This is a genomic window from Streptomyces sp. HUAS MS02 (genome assembly GCF_055702265.1).
Map to the genome: position 1 here is coordinate 7,537,380 of NZ_CM146747.1, position 20,226 is coordinate 7,557,605.

Genomic DNA, 20,226 nt, shown 5'->3' on the forward strand with positions numbered 1-20,226 from the left:
GGGGGCCACACCCATGTCCGCGGTGGTGTCCTCCGGTCAGGAGAAGCCCTTCACCAGGTTGAACGTGGCGTCCGCGTAGAAGGAGCCGCTGTTTTCGGCGCGCTCCAGGCGGAGCTGGAAGCTGCGGTGGCGGACGAAGTGGCCGGGGTAGTTCACCGACTCCAGCAGGATCGAACCCGAGTAGCCCGAGCGGGGGCAGAAGGTGGCGTCCTGCTGGAAGAGGCGGGAGCCGTCGTTGCCGGACGCGCGGAGCACGAAGTTCTGGTGGCGCACATAGCGGCCGTCGGCCATGCGGAACGAGTAGCAGGAGGAGTTCGCGAGGCCGGAGACGACCTTGAAGGAGGAGTCCTCCTTGGTCTCGCTGCCGCTGCGGGAGCTCACCTGGTCCAGCTGGATCACACCGTCGCGCAGATGCCAGTAGCGGTCCGGGTAGTTGACGGACCGTACGGACTTGCGCGTGGTCGAACTGGACGGCGGCTTCTTCGTGGGCGCCTTCGACGGCTCGGAGGTCGGCTTCGCGCCGCCCTGCTGCTTGTCGTCGGACGCGCCGGAACCCTTGGAACCGTCGGCGCCCTTGTCCTTGCCCTCGCCGTTCTTCGCGTCGGCCTCGGAGCCCTGCGGCTCCGACAGGCCGCTCTTGCCGTCCGGTGCCGAGGTCGCGGGGGGCGACGTGGGCGGCAGCGAGAGGGCGGGGAGCACCCGGTCGTCGGCGGCGGTGGTGCGCCCGTTCTTCTCCGACGAGTCGTCAGGTCCGTTGCCCTGGAGGGTGATCGCGGTGACGCACGACGACACGACGGCGAGGGCCAGGGCGCCGGCCAGCCAGAGGCGGCGCGTGCCCGGTATTCGGGTGTCGTTCGGGGTGACACCCGTCTCCCACACCTTCGCGGATCTGAGCACCGGAAGGTGGGGCGTGGTCTGTTCCGGATCAGGTCCGGGCTTTCTTGGCGGCATGCGCGGTTCCTTCGGCGTCGCCAAAGTGCGGACGCGAATCGTCATGCGGATCAGGGAGGGTGGTACGTGTCACCCGTGTGTGCAAACCCTGGCGGTCGTCACACAATCGGGAGATTGACCGTTGAAACAGTAGTGGACCAAGGGGTGTGCGGGGAGCCCTTTCCGAGAGCGCTTCCATAACGGAACGGCCCCGAATCCAGGGCCTCTTGGGCTTCCGTGGCGGTCAATTCCGCCCATAAGCGCGCCTGTGCCGCGCGATGTGTACAGGCGTACGCATCATGTGTACGATCGTACACATGGGATATCTGTTGCTCGCCGCGGCCATAGCCGCCGAAGTGGCCGCCACCACCGCCATGAAGTACAGCGAGGGCTTCAGCAAGCTGTGGCCCTCCCTGGTGACCGGGGTGGGGTACCTCATCTCCTTCGTCCTGCTCGCCCAGGCGCTGAAGTCGATGTCGATCGGCACCGCGTACGCGATCTGGTCCGGCGTCGGCACCGCGACGGTCGCCGCCCTCGGACTGGTGCTCTTCGGGGAGGCGTTGAGCTTCGCCAAGGTCGCCGGGATCGTGCTGATCATCGCGGGGGTCGTGGTGCTGAACCTGGGAGGCGCCCACTGATGGCACGGCGCTACGATCCCGAGCGGCGACAGCGGATCATCGACGCGGCGATCCGCGTCGTGGGGGAGAAGGGCATCGCCGGGCTGAGCCACCGCACCGTGGCCGCCGAGGCGGATGTCCCGCTCGGCTCGACGACGTACCACTTCAAGACCCTCGACGACCTCATGGTCGCCGCGCTGCGACAGGCCAACGAGCGGTACGCGAAGGCCGTCGCCGCCCGCGAGGCCCTGCGGGACCCCGGCACCGATCTCGCCGCCGAACTGGCCGCGCTGGGCGGCGAATGGTTCGCCGGCGACCGTACGGGCCTGGAGGTGGAGTACGAGCTCTACCTCGCCGCCCTGCGCCGCCCCGCCCTCCGGCCCGTCGCCGACGAGTGGGGCCGGGGCTTCGCCGAGTGCCTCGCCGAGCGCACCGACCCGGTCACCGCGCGGACCCTCGTCGCCCTCGTCGACGGCATCTGCCTCCAGGTCCTGCTGACCGGGGCGCCCTACGACGAGGAGTACGCGCGGGAGGCGCTGGCACGGGTGATTCCCTGAACCGCGAACCTTTTCCGGCTCATCGGCGAACAGGGGGTGACACGGAAGCCGGCGGGGGAGAGCGGTTGTGACGAGCGGGGGGAGGACCCGGTGAGCGGACCTCCGCCTCGGGCAGGCGGCACGGCGGACGGGCGGCACGGCGGGTGGGCGGCACGGCGGGTGGGCGCGAGGCGAGGCGGACGCCGCCGGGATCGCCGCCCTCCTTGACGCCGACGTCAAGCAGCCCCGGCTTCAAGCAGCCCCGCCTTCAAGCCGTCCCGGGGTCTGGCCGGCATCGCGGGCGCCGTGCCATCGCGCTGAGCCAGGGCATGGCCGGCGGCCGGCGCTGGCTGATCGACCCGGAGACGTACGACGTTCTCGGTACACAGCACATCGAGGACGGCAAGGTGCTCGGCGGCGACTCGCGCATCGCCACAGCCGTCGTGGACGAGGCGGGCGAGCGCGGCTGACGTTCGCCGCCCGGGCCGGGCGGCCCGTCCCACGGGGGTGGGCGGGCCGACCGGCTCCGTATGTCCGTATGTCCGTAAAGTGCCCGGCCCCTGAGATGTCCCCGGCGCGGGTTGGCCCGGATGCGCCCCGGGCGGTTAGGTTGCCCTCATGACCGACACGACTGCTCCTCGTACCACCGGCGCCGTGGCCGCCGGCCTCGCCACGATCGCCGCCGACGGCACCGTCCTCGACACCTGGTTCCCCGCGCCCGAGCTCGCCGCCGAGCCGGGCCCCTCCGGCACCGAGCGGCTGACTGCCGAGCGTGCCGCGGAGCTGCTGGGCGGCGGCGCGACCGCCGCGATCGGGCAGGACACGCGCCGCGGTGTCGAGGTCGTCGCGGTCCGCACGGTCATCTCCTCGCTCGACGAGAAGCCGATCGACACGCACGACGCGTACCTGCGCCTCCACCTGCTCTCCCACCGCCTGGTCAAGCCGCACGGCCAGAGCCTGGACGGCATCTTCGGCCTCCTCGCCAACGTCGCCTGGACCTCGCTCGGCCCGGTCGCCGTGGACGAGCTGGAGAAGGTGCGCCTCAACGCGCGCGCCGAGGGCCTGCACCTCCAGGTGACGTCCGTCGACAAGTTCCCGCGGATGACGGACTACGTGGCCCCCAAGGGCGTCCGGATCGCCGACGCCGACCGCGTCCGGCTCGGCGCGCACCTCGCCGAGGGCACCACGGTCATGCACGAGGGCTTCGTCAACTTCAACGCGGGCACCCTCGGCACATCGATGGTCGAGGGCCGGATCTCCGCCGGTGTCGTCGTCGGTGACGGCTCGGACATCGGCGGCGGCGCCTCCACGATGGGCACGCTCTCCGGCGGCGGCAACGTCGTCATCTCCATCGGCGAGCGCTGCCTGGTCGGCGCCGAGGCGGGCGTCGGCATCGCGCTGGGCGACGAGTGCGTCGTCGAGGCCGGCCTCTACGTCACCGCCGGCACCCGTGTCACCATGCCCGACGGCCAGGTCGTCAAGGCCCGCGAACTCTCCGGCGCCTCGAACATCCTCTTCCGCCGCAACTCGGTCACCGGCACGGTGGAGGCCCGCCCCAACAACGCGGTCTGGGGCGGCCTGAACGAGATCCTGCACAGCCACAACTGACCCCGTAAGGGTTGCTTGGCGTGACTTTCGCGCGGTGTAGGCAGATGAACTGTCGGACGCAGTGTCCGATGAGTCGCCGAACCGATGAGATGAGGGGCCGAGGGATGAGGAACGACCGGGCGAGGACCGTGGCGCGAGTGGTCATGGCAGGGCTGGCCGCGGTGCTGGTGTGCGGGGTGTCGGCCGGGACCGCGCACGCCGACGAGACCAACCACGCCTCGCACAACGGTCCCCGGATCGGACTCGTCAACGTCGGGCAGGTCGACGACCCCATGGAGGACGTGCTGGAGCACACCCTGCTGTTCGGCGACGGGTACCGCTGGGGCTGATCGCACGCCGGTACGGCCGGCACGGCTTGCCGTCACAGGGTCAGGGGCCCGTACGCGTTCACGCGCGTACGGGCCCCGAGCCGTTCCCCGGTACTTTTCTTCGCCGGCCCGGCATAGCGGTGGGCGGGGCGGCGCGTCTCAAGGGGCACAGGGCGGACACAGGGGCCGCCGGGGGAAGAGAAGGTGACGATGGATGCCGCGGGGCAGGAGAGTTTCCGGGAATTCGTGGCCGGGCGGTCGTCGGCGCTGCTGAAGACGGCCGTGCTGCTGAGCGGCGGGGACCGGCACGCCGCCGAGGACCTGTTGCAGAACGCGCTGATCAAGGCGGCCGGGCGCTGGCAGCGGATCGACGAGCCGGAGGCGTACGTACGGCAGATCCTCTACCGGCAGCAGGTCAGCCGCTGGCGGCTGAAATGGCGGCGGCGCGAACTGACCGTCGCCGAGCCGCCGGAGAGCGGCGGCGGTGTCGACGGCGTGGCCGGTGTCGAGCTGCGGCTGGTGATGCGCGGGGCGCTGGCCCGGCTGACCGCCCGGCAGCGGACCGTACTGGTGCTCCGCTACTTCGAGGACCTGCCGGAGGGCGAGGTGGCCCGGATCCTCGGGTGCTCCGTGGGGACCGTACGGTCCACGACCCACCGCTCGCTCGCCCGACTGCGCGAACTCGCGCCCGAACTGGCCGCGCTCGGATTCGCCGCGGCCGAGCAGCAGCCGTCCCGTGACTTCTCGCCCGTGGAGGTGCGTCCGTGAACGTCGATGAACTGGTGCGCGACTCGCTGCGCGAGCAGGCCGCCGAACAGCCGCCCCTGGCAGTGGACTTCGCCGAACGGGTGCTCACCGTCCGGCGCCGCCGCCGGACCCGCAGGCTCGCCACCGTCGCCGCGGCCACCGCCGCCGTGGTCGCCGTCGCGGTGGCCGTGCCCCTGCTGGACTCCGGCAAGGACCAGGTACGGCTCGCCACCGAGATGAACAAGAGCGACATCATCGCCCACCCCGACCAGTCGCCGCCGCGCGACCTGATCGCGGCCGGGGACGTGGCGCTGGCCGCGTACTGGACCTGGGACACCCTGATCGACAAGAAGAAGGACACCGGCGTCCGGAAGCGTTCCTACTCGATCCTCGACCAGAAGACCGGCAAGTACGTAGCGGACTCCCGCTGGTCCATGATCGCGGTCGCCCCCGGCATGCGAACCGCCGCCGTCCTGGAGACGGAACTGCCCGCCAAGCGGATCGGGTTGCTCGACCTGCTCACCGGCGAGGTCGAGCGCTGGATCCCGGTGGACCGGGGCGTGGCCAGCGTGGAGTTCTCGTCCGACGGCACCACGCTCGTCGCCACCACCTACAGCAAGAACCCCGATGTGCTGACCAAGGCGGCCAACGACGCCGACGGCGACGGCAAGAAGAACGACTACATGCCGGTGTTCTCCGAGTCGTACCGGACCGGCTTCTACATCGTCGACGTCGACTCCGGTAGCAGCGAGTGGAGCGCGGTCCCGCCGGAGAAGGAGGAGGACCTGTTCTTCGTCAACTCCCGTCAGGACTTCTCCTTCAGCGGTGACGGCAAGCTGGTCCGCTCCGGGCTCAGCATGGAGCCGCACGACCAGTACTACGACCTGAAGGGTGACAAGGTCGCCAAGCCGGCCGACGAGAAGTACCTGAGCTGGTCGGTGGAGGCGCGGCTCTCCCCGAACGGCAAGCTCGCCGCCGGTGGTTTCGCGGGCGGCGCCAAGACAACCGCCTCCGAGATCCTCGACCCCCGCACCGGCAAGCGGCTCCACAAGGTCCGCGGTCAGCAACTGCTCGCCTGGGTCGACAACGAGCGGCTCATCGCCTGGGACATCGCGGCCGACGGCAGCAACGAGTTCCACAACGGTCTGGTCCTCGTCACCATCGGCAGCGACAGGACGATCCCGCTCAGCGGCGCCCGCAAGGGCAACGACGGGGCTCCCGGGCGCTGGAACCCGGTCTTCGCCACCCGCTGACCGACCGGCGTCGGATCTCAGGCGTTCACCAGCCGGTCGTACGCCGCCTGCAGCCCGTCGGTCACTTCCTGACCGGCGGGCCGCAGCGGTGCGCGGACCGGGCCGGAGGGGAGACCGAGTCGGCCGAGGAGCGCCTTGGCCGTGACGGAGCCGGGCAGGCCGGAGGCCATCATCAGCTCGGTGAGCGGTAGGGTCAGCCGCTGGAGGCGGGCCGCCTCGCCCGCCTCGCCCGCGTCGAACGCGTCGAGGATCGAGCGGAAGTGGCGCGGCACCGCGTTCGCGACCGTCCCCACGTAACCGGACCCGCCGATCGCGTAGAGCGCGAGGACGTACTCGTCGCAGCCGGTGTAGTACGCGAGCCCCGTCTCGGCCAGCACCCTCTGGGTGCCGAGGAGGTCGTACGCGCAGTCCTTCACCGCCACGATCCGGGGGTCGTCCGCGAGCCGGATCATGGTCTCCGGTTCGATGCGGGTACCGGTGCGGCCAGGGATGTCGTACAGGGCCACGGGCAGCCCCGTGGCGTCGGCGAGCTCGCGGAAGTGGGCCTCGACGGCGTCCTGCGGGGGCCTGCTGTAGTACGGCGTGACCGCCAGCAGGCCGTCCGCGCCCGCCTTCTCGGCCGCCAGCGCCAGCTCCACCGTGTGCCGGGTGTCGGCGGTGCCCACCCCGGCCACGATCGCGGCCCGCTCGCCCACCGCCGCGCGCACCGCGCGGATCAGCTCCGCCTTCTCCGTGTCCGTCGTCGTCGGCGACTCGCCCGTCGTACCGGACAGCACCAGCCCGTCGCACCCCTCCCGCACCAGCCGGTCGGCCAGCAGCTGGGCCCCGTCCAGGTCGAGCGCGCCGGACGCCGTGAAGGGCGTGACCATCGCGCAGAGGGCGCGGCCGAAGGGGGTGGGGCGGTGGACGCGAGCCAGAGGAGCCGTGAAAGCCGTGGGAGCCAAGGGAGTGAAGGGAGCCATGGGGGTAGTCTCGGCGGGCCCATTGTGAAGCTCCACTTAATTCTCCTACGAAATATGCGGAAGTCTTGCTACGAGGAGGAGGGTCGGCTGCCTGGCCACGGGTGGATGTGCTGGTGAGCGGAGGGGTAGTGCGAGCCGGTGGGGGTACTCGGGGCGTCCCGATGTGTGAGGAGGCGACACCGTGACCGGGACCACCGAGACCAGGCCCACGCGATTCGTGCGCTCTGTGCGATCCGCGCGTCCGGGGCCGACGGAACACGACCATCACTCCGTGGGCGAGCTCGTGGGGCAGGCCACCGAGCAGCTCTCCCAGCTCGTACGACAGGAGGTCGCCCTCGCGAAGGAAGAGCTGGCCGAGAAGGGGCGGCGCGCGGGGCGCGGCGGTGGGCTCCTCGGCGCCGCCGGCGCCGTCGCCTACGTGGGGTTCATGACCCTTGCCGCGGCCGGGGTCGCGGCGCTGTCGCTGGTGCTGGACGTGTGGGCCGCCGCGCTCATCGTCATGGCCGTGCTGTTCGTGATCGCCGGCGTACTGGCCGCCTTGGGGCGCGCGCAGCTGCGTCGGGCCACACCGCCCCGGCCGGAGCTGGCGCTCGACAGCGTCAAGGCCGACGTGGACGAGATCAAGGGGAGGGCCCGGCGATGACGCACGCATCCGGTACGGCCGGTGCTTCCGGCGGCGCGACCAATGGTTCCGTGGGCGCCAAGGGGCCCGACGAACTGCGGCGGCAGATCGAACAGACCCGGGCGCAGCTCGGTGACACGGTCGAGGAGCTGGCCGCCAAGGCCGATGTGAAGGCGAGGGTGCACTCCGCGTGGGAGCGGGTGCCGCGGGAGGCGGTGGTGGTGGGCGGCGCGACCGTCGCGGTGGCCGCGGCGGGGGTGCTGGCCTGGCGCCACTACCACTAGGGCGGCGGCTGACTCCCGGCTGGCTCTTCCGGCGGGGGTGACTGACGTCTGCGCCGCATGGCTTGCGGCGCGGACACCTGACGCCTGCGCGGCTCACCCCGGCGGCTCACCCCGGTGGTCGCCCGACCGGTGGTCGCCCGACGCCTGCGCGGCTCACCCCGGTGGTGGCCGGTGGTGGGCATGCGCGGGCGTCGGGCGGTGGCTGTTGGCTCACTCCTCGGCCGACGAGCCCGGCGTGCCCGTCGTGCCCGTCGTGCCCGTCGCGCCCGTCGTGCCCAGCGCGCCCGTCGCGCGAGCGCGGGCCTCGCGCAGGGCGCGTAGGCGGGGCGGCCAGGTGCGGGTGTCGCGGGGTTCCACGTAAGGCTCTTCCATGGGGGAGCGGCCGTCGGCGATGGCGCGTTCCCGGGAGAGTTCCGCGTCGAACTCCAGGCCCAGGAGGATCGCCAGGTTGGTGAGCCAGAGCCAGATCAGGAAGACGACGGCTCCGGCGAGCGTGCCGTAGGTCCTGTTGTACGAGCCGAAGGTGGCGGCGTAGACGGCGAAGCCCGCGGACGCGGCGAGCCAGATCAGTGTCGCGAGGACTCCGCCGGGGCTCACCCAACGGAAGCCCCGGCCACGGACGTTGGGCGCGGCCCAGTACAGCAGCGCGATCATCAGCGTCACCAGGACCAGCAGGACCGGCCACTTGGCGATGTCCCACAGGGCGATGGCCGCGTCGCCGAGCCCGATCGTCGTGCCCGCGCGTTCGGCCAGCGGACCCGTGAAGACGACGATCAGCGCGCTCGCCGCCAGCATCAGCATCAACACGAGGGTCAGGACGATCCGCAGTGGCGTGAGCTTCCACACCGGGCGGCCCTCCGGCAGGTCGTACACCGCGTTGGACGTACGGATGAACGCCGCCACATATCCCGACGCCGACCACACCGCCGCCAGCAGACCGACGATCGCCAGCACCCCGCCCGTACCGCCGCTGTCTCCCAGTTGCACGACCGCGTCCCGCAGGATGTCCCGCGCGGGGCCCGGGGCGAGGTCGCCGATGTTGTCCAGGATCCTGTCCGTCGCGCGCTGTCCGACGACCCCCAGCATCGACACCAGCACCAGCAGCGCGGGGAAGAGCGACAGGACACCGTAGTACGTCAACGCGGCTGCCCGGTCGGCGAGTTCGTCGTCCTGGAACTCCTTGACGGTGCGCCGCACCACCGCCCACCACGAGCGCCCCGGCAGTCCGGTGAGACCGCCCTCCGCGCCCTCCGCGCCCTCCCCGCCGGTCCCCGGCGCCTTTCCCACCCGCTCGGCCTCCGGCCGCCTCTGCTCCATGACCGGCGGGTCTCCCGAAACCCGGCCCCGAATCGCGGACTTGACCTGAATCTTGGTTGAGGTTGAAGGGTGGTCGGTGCGCGCACGCCGAGTACCGATCATGGGAGAGCAGCATGAGCACGACCCGTCGTACGGACCTCCACCCCGCCCTCGACCGCCCCGACGTCGGGGCGTCCCTCTTCAGCACCTGGGAGGTGGGCACCCCCGAGCGGCAACGCCGGACCGTCGAGGCCATCGCCGACACCTGGGAGCGGCGGCCGTGGCCGACGGAAGGGTTGTTGGGGTACTTCGTCTACACCGCCGAGGACGGTTCCGGCCTGCTGCACCATTCGCAGTGGGCCGACGAGCAGGCGTACGAGGCCTTCGTCAAGACGCGGCGGCAGGAGCGCAACGACGCCATCGACACCGCTGTCCCCGGGATCGAGCGGGTGTGGCTCGGGCGGTACCGGCGGTACCGCAGCCTCACGGGCGGCGAGGGCCGTGCCGCACGCGTGCCGGGCTGCGTGGTGATCGTCGACGTCGAGTTCGACGGTCCGGACCCGGCGCGGCAGCGTGCCTGGGTGGACGCCGTGGCGGAGGCGCTCGCCGCCGAGCCGGACGCGCATCCCGGCGGTATCTCCGCCCACTTCCACCTCGGCACCGACGGCACCCGCGTCCTCAACTACGCCGAGTGGGAGACCGCCGAGCATCACATCGACGCCATGGCGGCGCCCGGCGAAGGCGTCGGCTCGCTCTCGCCGCTCTGGCAGCGCGTACAGACCTGGCCCGGACTGCTGGAGACCGGCTCGGTCAAGCGGTACGCGTACGCCCTCGGCCTCGTCCCCGACTGAGTCCGGCGGCTCCCGTCCCGGAGTCGACGGGCGTGTAGCGACCGGCGGCGATCGTCAGCCGGTGGTCGCCGACCGGGACCACCGCTCCCTCACTCACCGAAAACTCGAACAGTCTGGACAAAAAAGTTTTCGGTGAGACGGTGGAGCCATGTTGGACGTCACCGTGATCGAGGACCCCGAGGCAGCGGCCGTCTCGCTGGACCCCATACGCGCCCGGCTGCTCGCCGAGCTGGCGGCCGGGCCCGCGTCGGCGGCCATGCTGGCCGGGAAGGTCGGGCTGCCCAGGCAGAAGGTGAACTATCACCTGAAGGCACTGGAGAAGCACGGTCTGGTCGAGCTGGCGGGGGAGCGCCGCAAGGGCAACGTCACGGAGCGGCTGATGCGGGCCACGGCCGCGTCGTACGTGATCTCGCCGCTCGCGCTCGCCGCCGTACAGCCGGATCCGGACCGTTTCCGGGACCAGCTCTCCGCGCGCTGGCTGCTGGCACTCGGCGCCCGGCTGGTCCGGGACGTCGGCACGCTGATCACCGGCGCGGCCAAGGCCCGCAAGCGCCTCGCGACCTACGCCCTCGACGGCGAGGTCACCTTCGCCTCGGCCGCCGACCGGGCCGCCTTCGTCCAGGAACTGACGGCCGGGGTGAGCGCGCTCATCAGCAAGTACGACGCCCCCGACGCCCAGGGCGGCCGGGGCCACCGGATCGTGGTCGCCGTCCACCCGACGGTCAGGCCGCAGCCCGCCGATGAGACCGACCGGCCCGACCGGCCCGCACTCCCCGCCCAGCCCGAACCGCCCGCCCGGTGAGACCCGTTGAGGAGCACGTCATGCCCAAGGAATTCGAGATCGCCCGTGAGTTCGAGGTCGACGCCACCCCCGAGGAGGTGTGGGAGGCCGTCACCGCCGGAACCGGCGGGTGGCTGTGGCCGATGGAGGCACCCGAGCCGCGCGTCGGCGGCAAGGGGCCGTTCGGCTCCGAGGTGACCGCGTGGGACCCGCCGCGCCGGTACACCAACCGCGTCGAGGACGTGGAGGGGATCTCCGAGCAGACCCTCAACCAGCTCGACTACACGATCGAACCGCGCGACGACGGCCGGCGCGCCTGGGTGCGGTACGTGCACAGCGGCGTCTTCGTCGACGACTGGGACAACCAGTACGACGGCGCCGCCAAGCACACCGCCTTCTACCTGCACACCCTGCGCCAGTACCTGACGCGCTTCGCCGGCCGGAAGATCACCGCGTTCGCCACCTTCGACGGCCCCGAGGCGTCCGGCGGCGCGGACGCGCTCGCCGTCGTGGGAAGGGCGCTCGGCCTCGCGGACGACACCGCCGAGGGCGCCCGCGTCCAGGCCGAGGGGCCCGGCGGGCAGCGCTTCGAGGCCGTCGTCGACTATCGCGACCCGTACTTCATCGGTCTGCGCACCGACGACGCCCTCATCCGCTTCTTCGGCCGCAACCACTGGGGCCACCGCGTCGGCATGAGCGTTCACGACTTCGCGCCGGGCGCCGACGCGCAGGCCGACGAGACCGCGTGGAAGGGCTGGCTGAACGGAGTGTTCAGCCAGCCCCGAGAACCGGTCGCCGCTGTGCCGGCCCGACGCGCCGCCGTTACGGCCTGAAGCGCAGCACCTGCGGGTCGTGGTCGCTGATCTGGTCGTTGAACTCCGCGTTGGTGTGCACGCTGTCGTACGTGAAGTCGCACGAGCGCCGGATCGACGGACTGATCAGGATCTGGTCGAGGACCTGTGTGTTGCCCTGGAAGACGTACGAGTAACGCTCGCTCCTCGGCAGCGACTTGACCGCCGACCACAGGGCGCCGTCGTCCTCCAGCAGCTCGGTGGTCTCGGAGAACTCGAAGTCGTTGATGTCACCGAGGGCGATGACGTCCGCGTTCCTCTCCTTCGCCAGGATCTCCTTGACGAAGGTGTTCACGGCGGTCGCCTGAAGGTGACGCTGGGTCTCCGAACTCCGCTTCGGCGGCTGGAATTCCGAGTGCAGCGACTGGTCGCCGCCCTTGGACGCGAAGTGGTTCGCGATCACGAAGACGGACTTGCCGCGGAAGGAGAACTCGCCGACCAGTGGCTTGCGGCTGTCCGTCCAGGCGGCGTTCGCCGGGTCGATACGGCCGGGGGAGACCGTCAGCCGTGCCTTGCCGTACGCCTTCGTCACCCCGACGGCGGTCGTCGCGTCGCCGCCGGCACGGTCGGTGAAGGAGACCCGCTCGGGGTTGAACAGGAAGACCTGGCGGATGTTGCCGCCGGGCGCACCGCCGTCCGCGAGGTTCACCGGGTCGATGGAACGCCAGTCGTACGTCGGGCCGCCGGCCGCCGCGATCGCGTCGATCAGCTTCCGTACCGTCTGGTCGGCGGCGACCGTACCGTCGTTGGTGGCGCCGTTGTTGTCCTGGATCTCCTCCAGGGCCACGATGTCGGGCGACTGCAGGTTGTGCACGATCGCCGCCGCGTGGTCCGCGAACGAGGCGTCCGAGGGGTCCAGGTTCTCGACGTTGTACGTCGCCACCGCCAGCTCGCCACGCCCCTGCTTACGGGTCGTCTCGCGCTCCAGCCCGCCCTGCTCCAGCGTGCCGAGCCGGCCCGCGACCAGGGTGTAGCCGCCGAACTGGTTGTAGTCCAGGGGACCGGCCGTGGCGCCCTTCAGGGTGTCTCCGACGTTCGCCTTCGGGAAGTCGGCGACCGCGCCCAGCGACTGGATCTGCAGCCGGCCGGTGTTCTGGGAGGTGTAGGAGCTGTACACCGTGCCGCCGCGGCGGTTGGCGTTCTCCCAGGGCTTGACGGTGACCCACAGCTCGGTGAACGGATCGGTGGCGCCCACCACCCGGGCGTCGGCGACCTGGACGTTCATGCCCTCCAGGGACTCGTAGCGGTCCAGGGCGTACGTGCCGGGGGCGAGGGTGAGGCCGTTGACCGAACCGTCGGCGGCGGTGTCACCTGTCGGGGCGTACCGGTTCGGCACCGTCCTGGCGTCGACGACGGTCGGGGCGGGGACGGCGTTGCCCGTGGAGACCACCGTGATCGTCGGGCGGGTGATCTGCGTCACGGACTGGTTTCCGGACGAAGTGCCGCCCGGCACGAACTCGGAGACCGTGCCCGCGACCGACACCGCGTCGCCCACGGAAACGGTCGGCCGGGAGCTGGTGAAGACGAAGACGCCCTCACTCGTGGCCGGGTTCGAGTCCGCCTGGGTGTCCTGGATCCAGAAGCCGCGCGAACCGTAGGTGCGGACGCCCGTGACGATCCCCTCGACCCCGGTCACCTGCTGGCCGGCGAGCGGGGACGTCCGGGTCGTGCCCTGGATGTCGTGGATGCGTATGGAGTCCGCCTCGGCGGGCGAGGTCAGGACCACGGCGGACACCGTGGAGCAGATGGTGGCGACGGTCAGCGCGCCGATGCGCGCGGTTCTCTTGCTCGGCAAGGGGATCCCTCCGGGGACGTACGTGAGCGCCGGGACGAGAGTGGACGGGGGGTGGCCTGCGACCTGTGGGGCGGTGCGACGCGCGTAGAACCCCGACGGACGCCGACGGGGTTCGGTGAACCCGGGCGGTCGCGCCAGTGGGCGGCCCTGTGATCCGCGCAGGGCTACCCGTGAGTTTCTACGCGCGTCAATCTCCTGCCTGGTCACGCCAGTTGTCAAGGTTTCAGCCACACCCAACTCCTGGCAGGTACATGAACCGGGCGGCATGGGTTCAAATCCGTCTAGGCTGAGCGGCTGCGTACTCGTACACGTATCGCCCTCGGGCGCCGTCTCCCGGCGGCCCCGAACCGCTCGGCCGCTGTTCGTCACTTGTTCCGATGTTCCGAGGAGATCCCCGCCGATGTCAGACAGCTCGCCTCTCCCGCCGGTGCGGCTCCTCTCCGAAGCGGAACTGGCGCGGGAGGCGCTCGCCACGCCGCTGCTCTCGCGCGCCGCGCGACTCGCCCGCTGGGCCGGACCGGACACACGGGTGGGCGCCGGGGGCGAACTCGTCGACGAGCAGCTGCCGGCGGCCGCCGGGGTGCTCGGGCTCACGGGTGAGAGTGCGGGGAGCGTCAGGAACGCGGGGAGCTCCGCGAGCGCCGGGGACACCGGGAGCGCCGGCGGTGGCGTCGGAGGCGCCGGCGAGGTGGACGGTGAGGACGCGGCGGCCCTGGCGAGCGAGGCGTGGCGGGTGGCCATGGACACCGGGCTCGTCGAGATCGTGGACGAGGAGGCCGGGACGGTCACCGTCGGCGAGGACCTCGCGCTCCTCACCGCGGGCGGACCGCAGGACGTGCTCGGCATCTGGCTCACCGCCCTGGAGACCACCCTCGCCGACGCGAGCGTGCCCGACCTCGACGGCCTGGTCGAGGCCATGGACTCCGGCGGCGAGATCGACTTCACCCAGCTGGACTGGGACCCCGACGCCGAGGCGGACTTTCTCGACGGGGTGCTCCGCAACCTCTACCTCCTCACCGTCAGCGAGGACGGCCCCGAGGGGCCGGTCCCGCTGCCCGCCCTCGCCGCCTCGATGATCGTCCCCGACGACATGGGCGAGCCCACCAACGACGTCCTGGAACAGGTCTCTGACGCCATGATGCGGCTCGACGACCAGTTCAGGGTGCTGGAGCCGATCGGGCTGGTGGAGTACCAGCCGGTGGACGAGGCGCTGATGAGGGACGCGGAGGAGGCCGTGGCCGCCGCCGAGGGGCCGGGCGCGCCTGTCGTCGACGACACCGATGTCACCCGGTACGGCATGGTCCGGCTCACCCCGCTGGGGCTGTACGGGGTACGGGCGCGGCTCCAGGAGGCCGGCGTGGTGGCGCCCGCCGTCGGGGACCTCGTGGACAAGGGCGCGGACGTGCTGCTCGACGGCACCGCCGCGTTTCCGCCCGCGGCGGCCCAGGCCGAGACCGAGCAGTGGCTCGCCCGTCGTGAGTCGCTGGACGCGGCGCGGGAGCTGCTGGCCGCGGCGCGTGGGTCCGACGCGGGTGCTCCGCTGCGGCGGCTGCGCTGCCAGCAGGCACTGTCCCTCGTGGGGGCGGTGGCCGAGCCGGCCCTCCGGGACGTGCTGGACGACCCCGAGCTGGGCGGGCTCGCGCGGGTGTGGCTGACCGAGCGCGGTGCCGCGGACGTGCCGACGCCGTCCGAGGCGATGGTCTTCTGGCTCACGATCGACACGGTGGCCGCGCAGTTGGCCGCGGAGGGGAACTCGGCGGAGCTCCGGGCGCTGGTGGAGGGGCTGGCCGCGCAGCACGGGTCGTTCTTCGCGGCGGCGTGGCGGGTGGATCATCCTGCGACGCCGGATGTGCTGGAGGCGATGGGGAGGATCCACCCCGACAAGAAGGTGGCGAAGGAGGCCCGGAAGGCGGCGTTCAAGGCGCGGTCGCAGATGGGGCCGGGGGGTGGGGGCGCGGGCGCCTGACAGGTCGGGGGTGCGGGTGATGTCTGTGGGGTGCGCCTGACAGCTCGGGGTGTGGGTTCGTCGGCGGGTGCGGCTCCGGTGGGGCCTCTCGCGCAGTTCCCCGCGCCCCTGAAAAGCCGGGGCTGCCCCCCGTGCTTTTCAGGCCCGCAGGGCCTGGTCTTTCAGGGGCGCGGGGAACTGCGCGACCAGCCCCCACGCACCCGCACCCGACGACGAACCCGAACCCCGCACCGAACCCCGCCCCCGGCAACGCACCCAGAGCCGCCCACGCCCCGGCACCCCCGAGCCACGGCGTGTTCAACCGGTGTTCAGGCGGGAGCGCGAGCGTGTGGCTCGATACCCCGGGTCCGCCCCCATGGTCAGCCCACGCCACGCAGGAGACAGCATGTCGCTCACCCGCAGGGACTTCGCCAGACGATCCGCGGCCACCACAACCGGTGTCGCCCTGGCCGGCAGCGTGGGCGCACTCGCCACCGCGCCGAACGCCCTCGCGTCGACGGACACGGAGACCGACGACACGGCCCTCGACGGCGACGGCGACGGCAACGGCGACACCGCGCGCGGGGCGGACCGCGGCGGCGTCGGCTACGGCCCCCTCGTGCCCGACCCCCAGGGCATCCTGGCGCTGCCCGCCGGGTTCACGTACCGGATCATCACGTACAGCGGAAAGACGAAGCTGGAGTCGGGCGAGTTCACCCCGGGCAAGCACGACGGCACCGCCGCCTTCCCCGGCCCGCGCGGCACCACTCTCCTCGTCAACAACCACGAGCTGAAGGGCCCCCGGGCCAACTGGCAGTTCCCGGTGCCGCTCACCGAAGGGCTCGTCTACGACCCCGCGGCGGCCGGCGGCTGCACCGTGGTGGAGGTACGGCCCGACGGCCGGGTCGCCGAGTGGGTCGGCATCGCGGGCACCTCCACCAACTGCGCGGGCGGCAGCACTCCTTGGAACACCTGGCTCACCTGCGAGGAGAACTCCGACCGGGCCGGCGTCAACGGCATGACCAAGGACCACGGCTACGTGTTCGAGGTCGACCCCTGCGACCGCCGCGCCAACCGCGCCCCGAAGCCGCTGAAGTTCTTCGGCCGCTACGACCACGAGGCCGTCGTCATCGACCCCCGGCGCGGCCACGCCTACCTCACCGAGGACGCGGCGGGCCCCAACGGCCTCCTCTACCGCTGGACCCCGCCCAAGGGCTTCACCTACGGCCCCGGCAGGTTCCGTACCCTCGCCGACGACGCGGGCGTCCTCCAGGCCCCCCGGTGCTACGACTCCGGCGGCCGGTTCGTCGACGACCTGTCCCGCGCCACGCGGATCGGCACGGTGTACGGGGTCGACTGGATCGACGTCCCCGACCGCGACGCCAAGTCCGTCGCCGTGCGCAAGCAGTTCGGCGACACCGAGATCACCCGCGCCCGCAAGTTGGAGGGCATGTGGTGGGGCGACGGCGGCGCGTACGTCGTCTCCTCCTACGCCCGGGCCGAGAGCCCCGGCGCCGCGCACGACGGCCAGGTCTGGTTCTACGACCCCAAGCGCCGCACCCTCACCCTGAAGATCCTCCTCGGCGTCAACCCGGACCCGTCCGCCGACGGCGCCCTCGACGGCCCCGACAACATCACGGTCTCCCCGTACGGCGGCATCGTCCTCGCCGAGGACGGCGAAGGCGTCCAGCACCTGTTCGGCGCCACCGACAGCGGCCGCACCTACCCGATCGCCCGCAACGACCTGAACATCGGCACCGACGAGGAGCCGGAGTACAGCGAGTTCGCCGGTGTCACCTTCTCGCCCGACGGAAAGACGCTGTACGCCAATATCCAGACCCCGGGAATCCTGCTCGCCATCACCGGGCCCTGGAAGCGGCAGAAGCGGTGAATTAATTGGTTGGCCCGGCCCGTGACCCCGCTCCTAGAGTGATGCCTGTCCAGGTGCGAAGGCAGGACCTACTTCCACTCATAATGGGGCGCGCGCGGGTTCGAGTCCCGCCACCGGCACCAACACGCCGGTGTAGCTCAGGGGTTAGAGCACCTACGTCGGTTCCGCCGAATTCGATCTCTGGACACCCAAAGCTTTACGCACCTCCCGGTGCGACACGATCTCGGGAGGCGCGGCAGATGGTGGGTGCCCGGTGCGCAGGCAGCGGATACTTCGGGAACTGGTGGGGAGAAATCCCCGTGCGGGTTCGAATCCCGTCATCGACCAAGGGTCGGTGTGGCGGAACGGAAGACGCGCCAGTTATAAGCACCGCCGCCGAATTCGACCTCGGTCACCCTCCATCTGCCGCGCCTCGAAGAATTCGGGGGAATTCATCATGGCGCGATTCAACACGAAGGCAGGCAAGGCACAGCCCACCTCCCGGGTCACCTCGACGGGGCGAGTGCTCCGTACGTACGAGGGCGGCCGGGGCCGTGAGCGGGACGAGCGCTCGGAGCTGTTCCTGCTCTCGCTCGCCAACTTCGTCGCGCAGAAGACCTTCTACGAGAGCGGTGAGACCCGCGACGACCGGTTCGCCGCGCTCGTACGCCGACTCGCCGTCACCGACCCGGTGTGGACGGCCGGCCTGCTCGGCTGGCTGCGTGGGGAGGGAAACCTCCGTACGGCCTCGATCGTGGGCGCCGCCGAGTACGTGAAGGCACGGCTCGACGCGGGCGTCACCGACGGGCCCACCAACCGCCAGGTCGTCGACTCGGTGCTGCGGCGTCCGGACGAGCCCGGCGAGCTGCTCGCCTACTGGACCTCGCGGTACGGGCGCGCCCTGCCCAAGCCCGTGAAGCGTGGCGTCGCCGACGCCGTGCGACGGCTCTACCACCCCAAGTCGCTGCTGAAGTACGACACCGCGTCCAAGGGCTACCGCTTCGGCGACATCCTGAACCTGGTGCACGCGGCGCCGGACCCGGCCAAGCCGTGGCAGGGCGACCTGTTCCAGTACGCCCTCGACCGGCGCCACAACCCGGACACGGCGGTCGTGCCCAGGTCGCTGCCCGTGCTCGCGGCACACCGTGACCTGATGGAGCTGCGGCCCGCGAAGCGGCGCAGGGTCGTGACCGGCTCGGGGGGCGCCCAGCGGCTCGCGGACGCGGGCATCACCTGGGAGGCGCTGGCCGGTTGGCTGCAGGGGCCGATGGACAGGGCGGCCTGGGAGTCGGTCATTCCGTCCATGGGGACCATGGCTCTGTTGAGGAACCTGCGGAACTTCGACGAGGCGGGCGTCTCCGACGAGGTCGCGGCCCAGGTGGCGGCGCGGATCAGCGACCCGGCGGAGGTCGCGCGGTCGCGGCAGTTCCCGTTCCGCTACCTCTCGGCGTACCGGCACGCGCCCTCGCTGCGGTGGGCGTACCCCCTGGAGCAGGCGCTCGGCCATTCGCTGGCCAACGTTCCCGCGCTCCCCGGCCGGACCCTGGTCCTGGTCGACCGCTCGGGTTCGATGTTCTACTCGCGGCTGACCGACCGCTCGTCGCTCACGTACGCCGACGCGGCGGCGATCTTCGGCACGGCGCTCGCGCTGCGGGCGGCCGACGCGGATCTCGTCGAGTTCGGGAGCACGAGCCGGGTGGTGAGGTTCGACGCGGGCGAGTCCGTGCTGAAGATCATCGGCCGCTTCGGCGATCTGGGCGGCACCGACACCACCGAGGCCGTCCGCCGCCACTACAGGAAGCACGACCGGGTGCTCATAGTCACCGACGAACAGGCCACCTACAGCCACTACGGCGACCCGACCGCGCAGGTGCCGGCCGACGTCCCGGTCTACACCTGGAACCTCGCCGGGTACCGGGCGGGCCACGGCCCCTCGGGAAAGGCGAACCGGCACACCTTCGGCGGCCTCTCGGACGCCGCCTTCCGGATGGTTCCGCTGCTGGAGGCGGCTCGGGACGCCGACTGGCCGTGGGCGGTCGACTGACCTCGGTCCGCCGGCCGACGGGGAGAGTGTGGCCCGTGTCCCAGTGGGGGCACGGGCCACACTCTTGTTCGTAGCCCGTACTGACATCTAACATTTCAGTTCATGGAGGCCATGCGACCGGTCGGGCGGACCCTGCTCAGGGACCGTGCCTACCAAGCCATCCGGGACGCCATCGTGGCCGGGGAGATCGAGCCCGGTGCGGTGGTGCGCGACGCCGAGTTCGCGGAGTTGCTGGGGCTGTCCCGGGCGCCGGTGCGGGAGGCGTTCTCAAGGCTGGTGGACGAGGGGCTCCTGGAGAGCAAGCCGCAGAGCTACACGCGGGTCACGCCCGTCGTGGCCGCCGATGTGCGGGACGCCGCGGCCGTGGTCGGGGCCATGCACGAACTGGCCACCCGGACGGCCGTGCCCCGGCTGTTCGCGGCGGACGTCGAGACCATGCGCTCGGCCAACGAACGGTTCGCCGCGGCCGTCCGCACCGGAGACGTGGACGCCGCCCTCGTCGCCGACGACGAACTCCACGACGTCCTCGTCCGGGTCAGCGGCAACCGCGCCGCGGCCGCCACCATCGCCCGCTACACGCCTCTCATCCGCCGGCTGGAGCGCCGACGCTTCGGCGAGGGCGGCAACTGCCGCTCGGCCGGACTGCACGAGCAGCTGATCGAGGCCTGCGCGGCCGGCGAGACCGACGAGGCGGTCCGTGTGACGGCGGAGATCTGGCACGGCCTGGCCGCGCTCGTCGACGAGGTCGACGAGGTCCACGAGCGCGACGAGGCCGAGAAGGCCGAGAAGGCTGAAGAAGCCGAGAAAGCCGAAATAGCCGAGGAAGCCGAGGAAGCCGAGGGAGCAGGCGGACCCCGGGCCGAGGCCGTCGACCAGCAAGCCGCCGGCGCGGCGGACCACTGACCCACTCCACCCCGGGAGGACCC

The 20,226-nt window shown here is 71.6% G+C and carries 19 protein-coding genes, 1 tRNA gene and 1 pseudogene; 17 read left to right on the forward strand and 4 right to left on the reverse strand.

What is annotated here, in order from left to right; translation table 11 throughout:
* Positions 1–36: 36 nt before the first annotated feature.
* Complete coding sequence (locus tag ACZ9QC_RS32420) at positions 37–951, reverse strand: AbfB domain-containing protein (RefSeq protein ID WP_472916345.1); 915 nt, start codon at positions 949–951, stop codon at positions 37–39.
* A gap of 296 nt (positions 952–1,247) precedes the next feature.
* Here ACZ9QC_RS32420 and ACZ9QC_RS32425 point away from each other — a divergent pair, with 296 nt between their 5' ends.
* The 7 genes from ACZ9QC_RS32425 to ACZ9QC_RS32455 all read left to right on the forward strand — a co-directional run bounded on the left by ACZ9QC_RS32425 (position 1,248) and on the right by ACZ9QC_RS32455 (position 5,999).
* Positions 1,248–1,568, forward strand: a complete 321-nt coding sequence (locus ACZ9QC_RS32425) for a DMT family transporter (protein WP_316729457.1) — start codon at positions 1,248–1,250, stop codon at positions 1,566–1,568.
* Positions 1,568–2,104, forward strand: coding sequence for a TetR/AcrR family transcriptional regulator (locus tag ACZ9QC_RS32430; protein ID WP_472916346.1), 537 nt, complete (start codon positions 1,568–1,570; stop codon positions 2,102–2,104). Before ACZ9QC_RS32425 ends, ACZ9QC_RS32430 begins: the two co-directional genes overlap by 1 nt.
* A 308-nt stretch (positions 2,105–2,412) precedes the next feature.
* The gene (locus ACZ9QC_RS32435; RefSeq protein WP_472916347.1) at positions 2,413–2,553 is read left to right on the forward strand and encodes a hypothetical protein; all 141 of its coding nucleotides are present in this window, start codon (positions 2,413–2,415) and stop codon (positions 2,551–2,553) included.
* Positions 2,554–2,701: 148 nt separating this feature from the next.
* Complete coding sequence (gene dapD, locus ACZ9QC_RS32440; protein WP_472916348.1) at positions 2,702–3,691, forward strand: 2,3,4,5-tetrahydropyridine-2,6-dicarboxylate N-succinyltransferase; 990 nt, start codon at positions 2,702–2,704, stop codon at positions 3,689–3,691.
* 104 nt (positions 3,692–3,795) lie between these two features.
* Complete coding sequence (locus ACZ9QC_RS32445) at positions 3,796–4,020, forward strand: hypothetical protein (protein WP_472916349.1); 225 nt, start codon at positions 3,796–3,798, stop codon at positions 4,018–4,020.
* A 189-nt stretch (positions 4,021–4,209) separates the two neighbouring features.
* Complete coding sequence (locus ACZ9QC_RS32450; RefSeq protein ID WP_316731840.1) at positions 4,210–4,767, forward strand: SigE family RNA polymerase sigma factor; 558 nt, start codon at positions 4,210–4,212, stop codon at positions 4,765–4,767.
* Entirely contained in the window at positions 4,764–5,999 is a 1,236-nt protein-coding gene (locus tag ACZ9QC_RS32455) for a WD40 repeat domain-containing protein (protein WP_472916350.1), read from the forward strand. The genes ACZ9QC_RS32450 and ACZ9QC_RS32455 overlap by 4 nt, the downstream gene beginning before the upstream one ends.
* A 17-nt stretch (positions 6,000–6,016) precedes the next feature.
* Here ACZ9QC_RS32455 and dapA read toward each other — a convergent pair whose 3' ends face one another.
* Complete coding sequence (dapA, locus tag ACZ9QC_RS32460) at positions 6,017–6,961, reverse strand: 4-hydroxy-tetrahydrodipicolinate synthase (RefSeq protein WP_472916351.1); 945 nt, start codon at positions 6,959–6,961, stop codon at positions 6,017–6,019.
* Between the two features lie 181 nt (positions 6,962–7,142).
* On the opposite strand from dapA, the gene ACZ9QC_RS32465 reads away from it, so the two are divergent.
* Both ACZ9QC_RS32465 and ACZ9QC_RS32470 read left to right on the forward strand, forming a co-directional pair.
* Positions 7,143–7,604, forward strand: coding sequence for a phage holin family protein (locus ACZ9QC_RS32465; RefSeq protein ID WP_472916352.1), 462 nt, complete (start codon positions 7,143–7,145; stop codon positions 7,602–7,604).
* A pseudogene (locus ACZ9QC_RS32470) lies at positions 7,601–7,762 on the forward strand (DUF3618 domain-containing protein); the annotation flags it as partial. The gene ACZ9QC_RS32465 and the pseudogene ACZ9QC_RS32470, both read left to right, overlap by 4 nt.
* 315 nt (positions 7,763–8,077) lie before the next feature.
* Here the strand turns inward: ACZ9QC_RS32470 and ACZ9QC_RS32475 are convergent.
* Positions 8,078–9,184, reverse strand: coding sequence for a YihY/virulence factor BrkB family protein (locus tag ACZ9QC_RS32475; RefSeq protein WP_472916353.1), 1,107 nt, complete (start codon positions 9,182–9,184; stop codon positions 8,078–8,080).
* Positions 9,185–9,297: 113 nt separating this feature from the next.
* On the opposite strand from ACZ9QC_RS32475, the gene ACZ9QC_RS32480 reads away from it, so the two are divergent.
* The 3 genes from ACZ9QC_RS32480 to ACZ9QC_RS32490 all read left to right on the forward strand — a co-directional run bounded on the left by ACZ9QC_RS32480 (position 9,298) and on the right by ACZ9QC_RS32490 (position 11,628).
* Positions 9,298–10,014: an antibiotic biosynthesis monooxygenase gene (locus ACZ9QC_RS32480; protein ID WP_472916354.1), complete on the forward strand. Its 717-nt coding sequence runs from the start codon at positions 9,298–9,300 to the stop codon at positions 10,012–10,014.
* 148 nt (positions 10,015–10,162) lie between these two features.
* Positions 10,163–10,816, forward strand: coding sequence for an ArsR/SmtB family transcription factor (locus ACZ9QC_RS32485; protein WP_472916355.1), 654 nt, complete (start codon positions 10,163–10,165; stop codon positions 10,814–10,816).
* Positions 10,817–10,836: 20 nt separating this feature from the next.
* On the forward strand, positions 10,837–11,628 hold the full coding sequence (locus ACZ9QC_RS32490; protein WP_472916356.1) for an SRPBCC family protein: 792 nt from the start codon (positions 10,837–10,839) through the stop codon (positions 11,626–11,628).
* On the opposite strand, the gene ACZ9QC_RS32495 is transcribed toward ACZ9QC_RS32490, so the two are convergent.
* Positions 11,618–13,441: an endonuclease/exonuclease/phosphatase family protein gene (locus ACZ9QC_RS32495; RefSeq protein ID WP_472916357.1), complete on the reverse strand. Its 1,824-nt coding sequence runs from the start codon at positions 13,439–13,441 to the stop codon at positions 11,618–11,620. The genes ACZ9QC_RS32490 and ACZ9QC_RS32495 overlap by 11 nt on opposite strands.
* Before the next feature lie 400 nt (positions 13,442–13,841).
* Between ACZ9QC_RS32495 and ACZ9QC_RS32500 the strand changes: the two genes are divergently transcribed.
* The 5 genes from ACZ9QC_RS32500 (at position 13,842) to ACZ9QC_RS32520 (ending at position 20,203) form a co-directional block, all read left to right on the forward strand.
* Positions 13,842–15,407: a hypothetical protein gene (locus ACZ9QC_RS32500; protein ID WP_472916358.1), complete on the forward strand. Its 1,566-nt coding sequence runs from the start codon at positions 13,842–13,844 to the stop codon at positions 15,405–15,407.
* 385 nt (positions 15,408–15,792) lie between these two features.
* Positions 15,793–17,277, forward strand: a complete 1,485-nt coding sequence (locus tag ACZ9QC_RS32505; RefSeq protein WP_472916359.1) for an alkaline phosphatase PhoX — start codon at positions 15,793–15,795, stop codon at positions 17,275–17,277.
* Positions 17,278–17,320: 43 nt separating this feature from the next.
* A tRNA-OTHER gene (locus ACZ9QC_RS32510) sits at positions 17,321–17,399 on the forward strand.
* A gap of 314 nt (positions 17,400–17,713) precedes the next feature.
* Complete coding sequence (locus tag ACZ9QC_RS32515; protein ID WP_472916360.1) at positions 17,714–19,300, forward strand: TROVE domain-containing protein; 1,587 nt, start codon at positions 17,714–17,716, stop codon at positions 19,298–19,300.
* Between the two features lie 102 nt (positions 19,301–19,402).
* Positions 19,403–20,203 carry a GntR family transcriptional regulator gene (locus ACZ9QC_RS32520; RefSeq protein ID WP_472916361.1) on the forward strand — a complete coding sequence of 267 codons (801 nt, stop codon included), beginning with the start codon at positions 19,403–19,405 and terminating at the stop codon, positions 20,201–20,203.
* Positions 20,204–20,226 lie beyond the last annotated feature (23 nt).

Excerpts from the sequence above, each read along its gene's own strand:
- ACZ9QC_RS32420 (WP_472916345.1), bottom strand. The coding sequence starts at position 951 with ATGCCGCCAAGAAAGCCCGGACCTGATCCGGAACAGACCACGCCCCAC.
- ACZ9QC_RS32425 (WP_316729457.1), top strand. The coding sequence starts at position 1,248 with ATGGGATATCTGTTGCTCGCCGCGGCCATAGCCGCCGAAGTGGCCGCC.
- ACZ9QC_RS32430 (WP_472916346.1), top strand. The coding sequence starts at position 1,568 with ATGGCACGGCGCTACGATCCCGAGCGGCGACAGCGGATCATCGACGCG.
- ACZ9QC_RS32435 (WP_472916347.1), top strand. The coding sequence starts at position 2,413 with ATGGCCGGCGGCCGGCGCTGGCTGATCGACCCGGAGACGTACGACGTT.
- dapD (WP_472916348.1), top strand. The coding sequence starts at position 2,702 with ATGACCGACACGACTGCTCCTCGTACCACCGGCGCCGTGGCCGCCGGC.
- ACZ9QC_RS32445 (WP_472916349.1), top strand. The coding sequence starts at position 3,796 with ATGAGGAACGACCGGGCGAGGACCGTGGCGCGAGTGGTCATGGCAGGG.
- ACZ9QC_RS32450 (WP_316731840.1), top strand. The coding sequence starts at position 4,210 with ATGGATGCCGCGGGGCAGGAGAGTTTCCGGGAATTCGTGGCCGGGCGG.
- dapA (WP_472916351.1), bottom strand. The coding sequence starts at position 6,961 with ATGGCTCCCTTCACTCCCTTGGCTCCCACGGCTTTCACGGCTCCTCTG.
- ACZ9QC_RS32475 (WP_472916353.1), bottom strand. The coding sequence starts at position 9,184 with ATGGAGCAGAGGCGGCCGGAGGCCGAGCGGGTGGGAAAGGCGCCGGGG.
- ACZ9QC_RS32480 (WP_472916354.1), top strand. The coding sequence starts at position 9,298 with ATGAGCACGACCCGTCGTACGGACCTCCACCCCGCCCTCGACCGCCCC.
- ACZ9QC_RS32485 (WP_472916355.1), top strand. The coding sequence starts at position 10,163 with ATGTTGGACGTCACCGTGATCGAGGACCCCGAGGCAGCGGCCGTCTCG.
- ACZ9QC_RS32490 (WP_472916356.1), top strand. The coding sequence starts at position 10,837 with ATGCCCAAGGAATTCGAGATCGCCCGTGAGTTCGAGGTCGACGCCACC.
- ACZ9QC_RS32500 (WP_472916358.1), top strand. The coding sequence starts at position 13,842 with ATGTCAGACAGCTCGCCTCTCCCGCCGGTGCGGCTCCTCTCCGAAGCG.
- ACZ9QC_RS32505 (WP_472916359.1), top strand. The coding sequence starts at position 15,793 with ATGTCGCTCACCCGCAGGGACTTCGCCAGACGATCCGCGGCCACCACA.
- ACZ9QC_RS32515 (WP_472916360.1), top strand. The coding sequence starts at position 17,714 with ATGGCGCGATTCAACACGAAGGCAGGCAAGGCACAGCCCACCTCCCGG.
- ACZ9QC_RS32520 (WP_472916361.1), top strand. The coding sequence starts at position 19,403 with ATGGAGGCCATGCGACCGGTCGGGCGGACCCTGCTCAGGGACCGTGCC.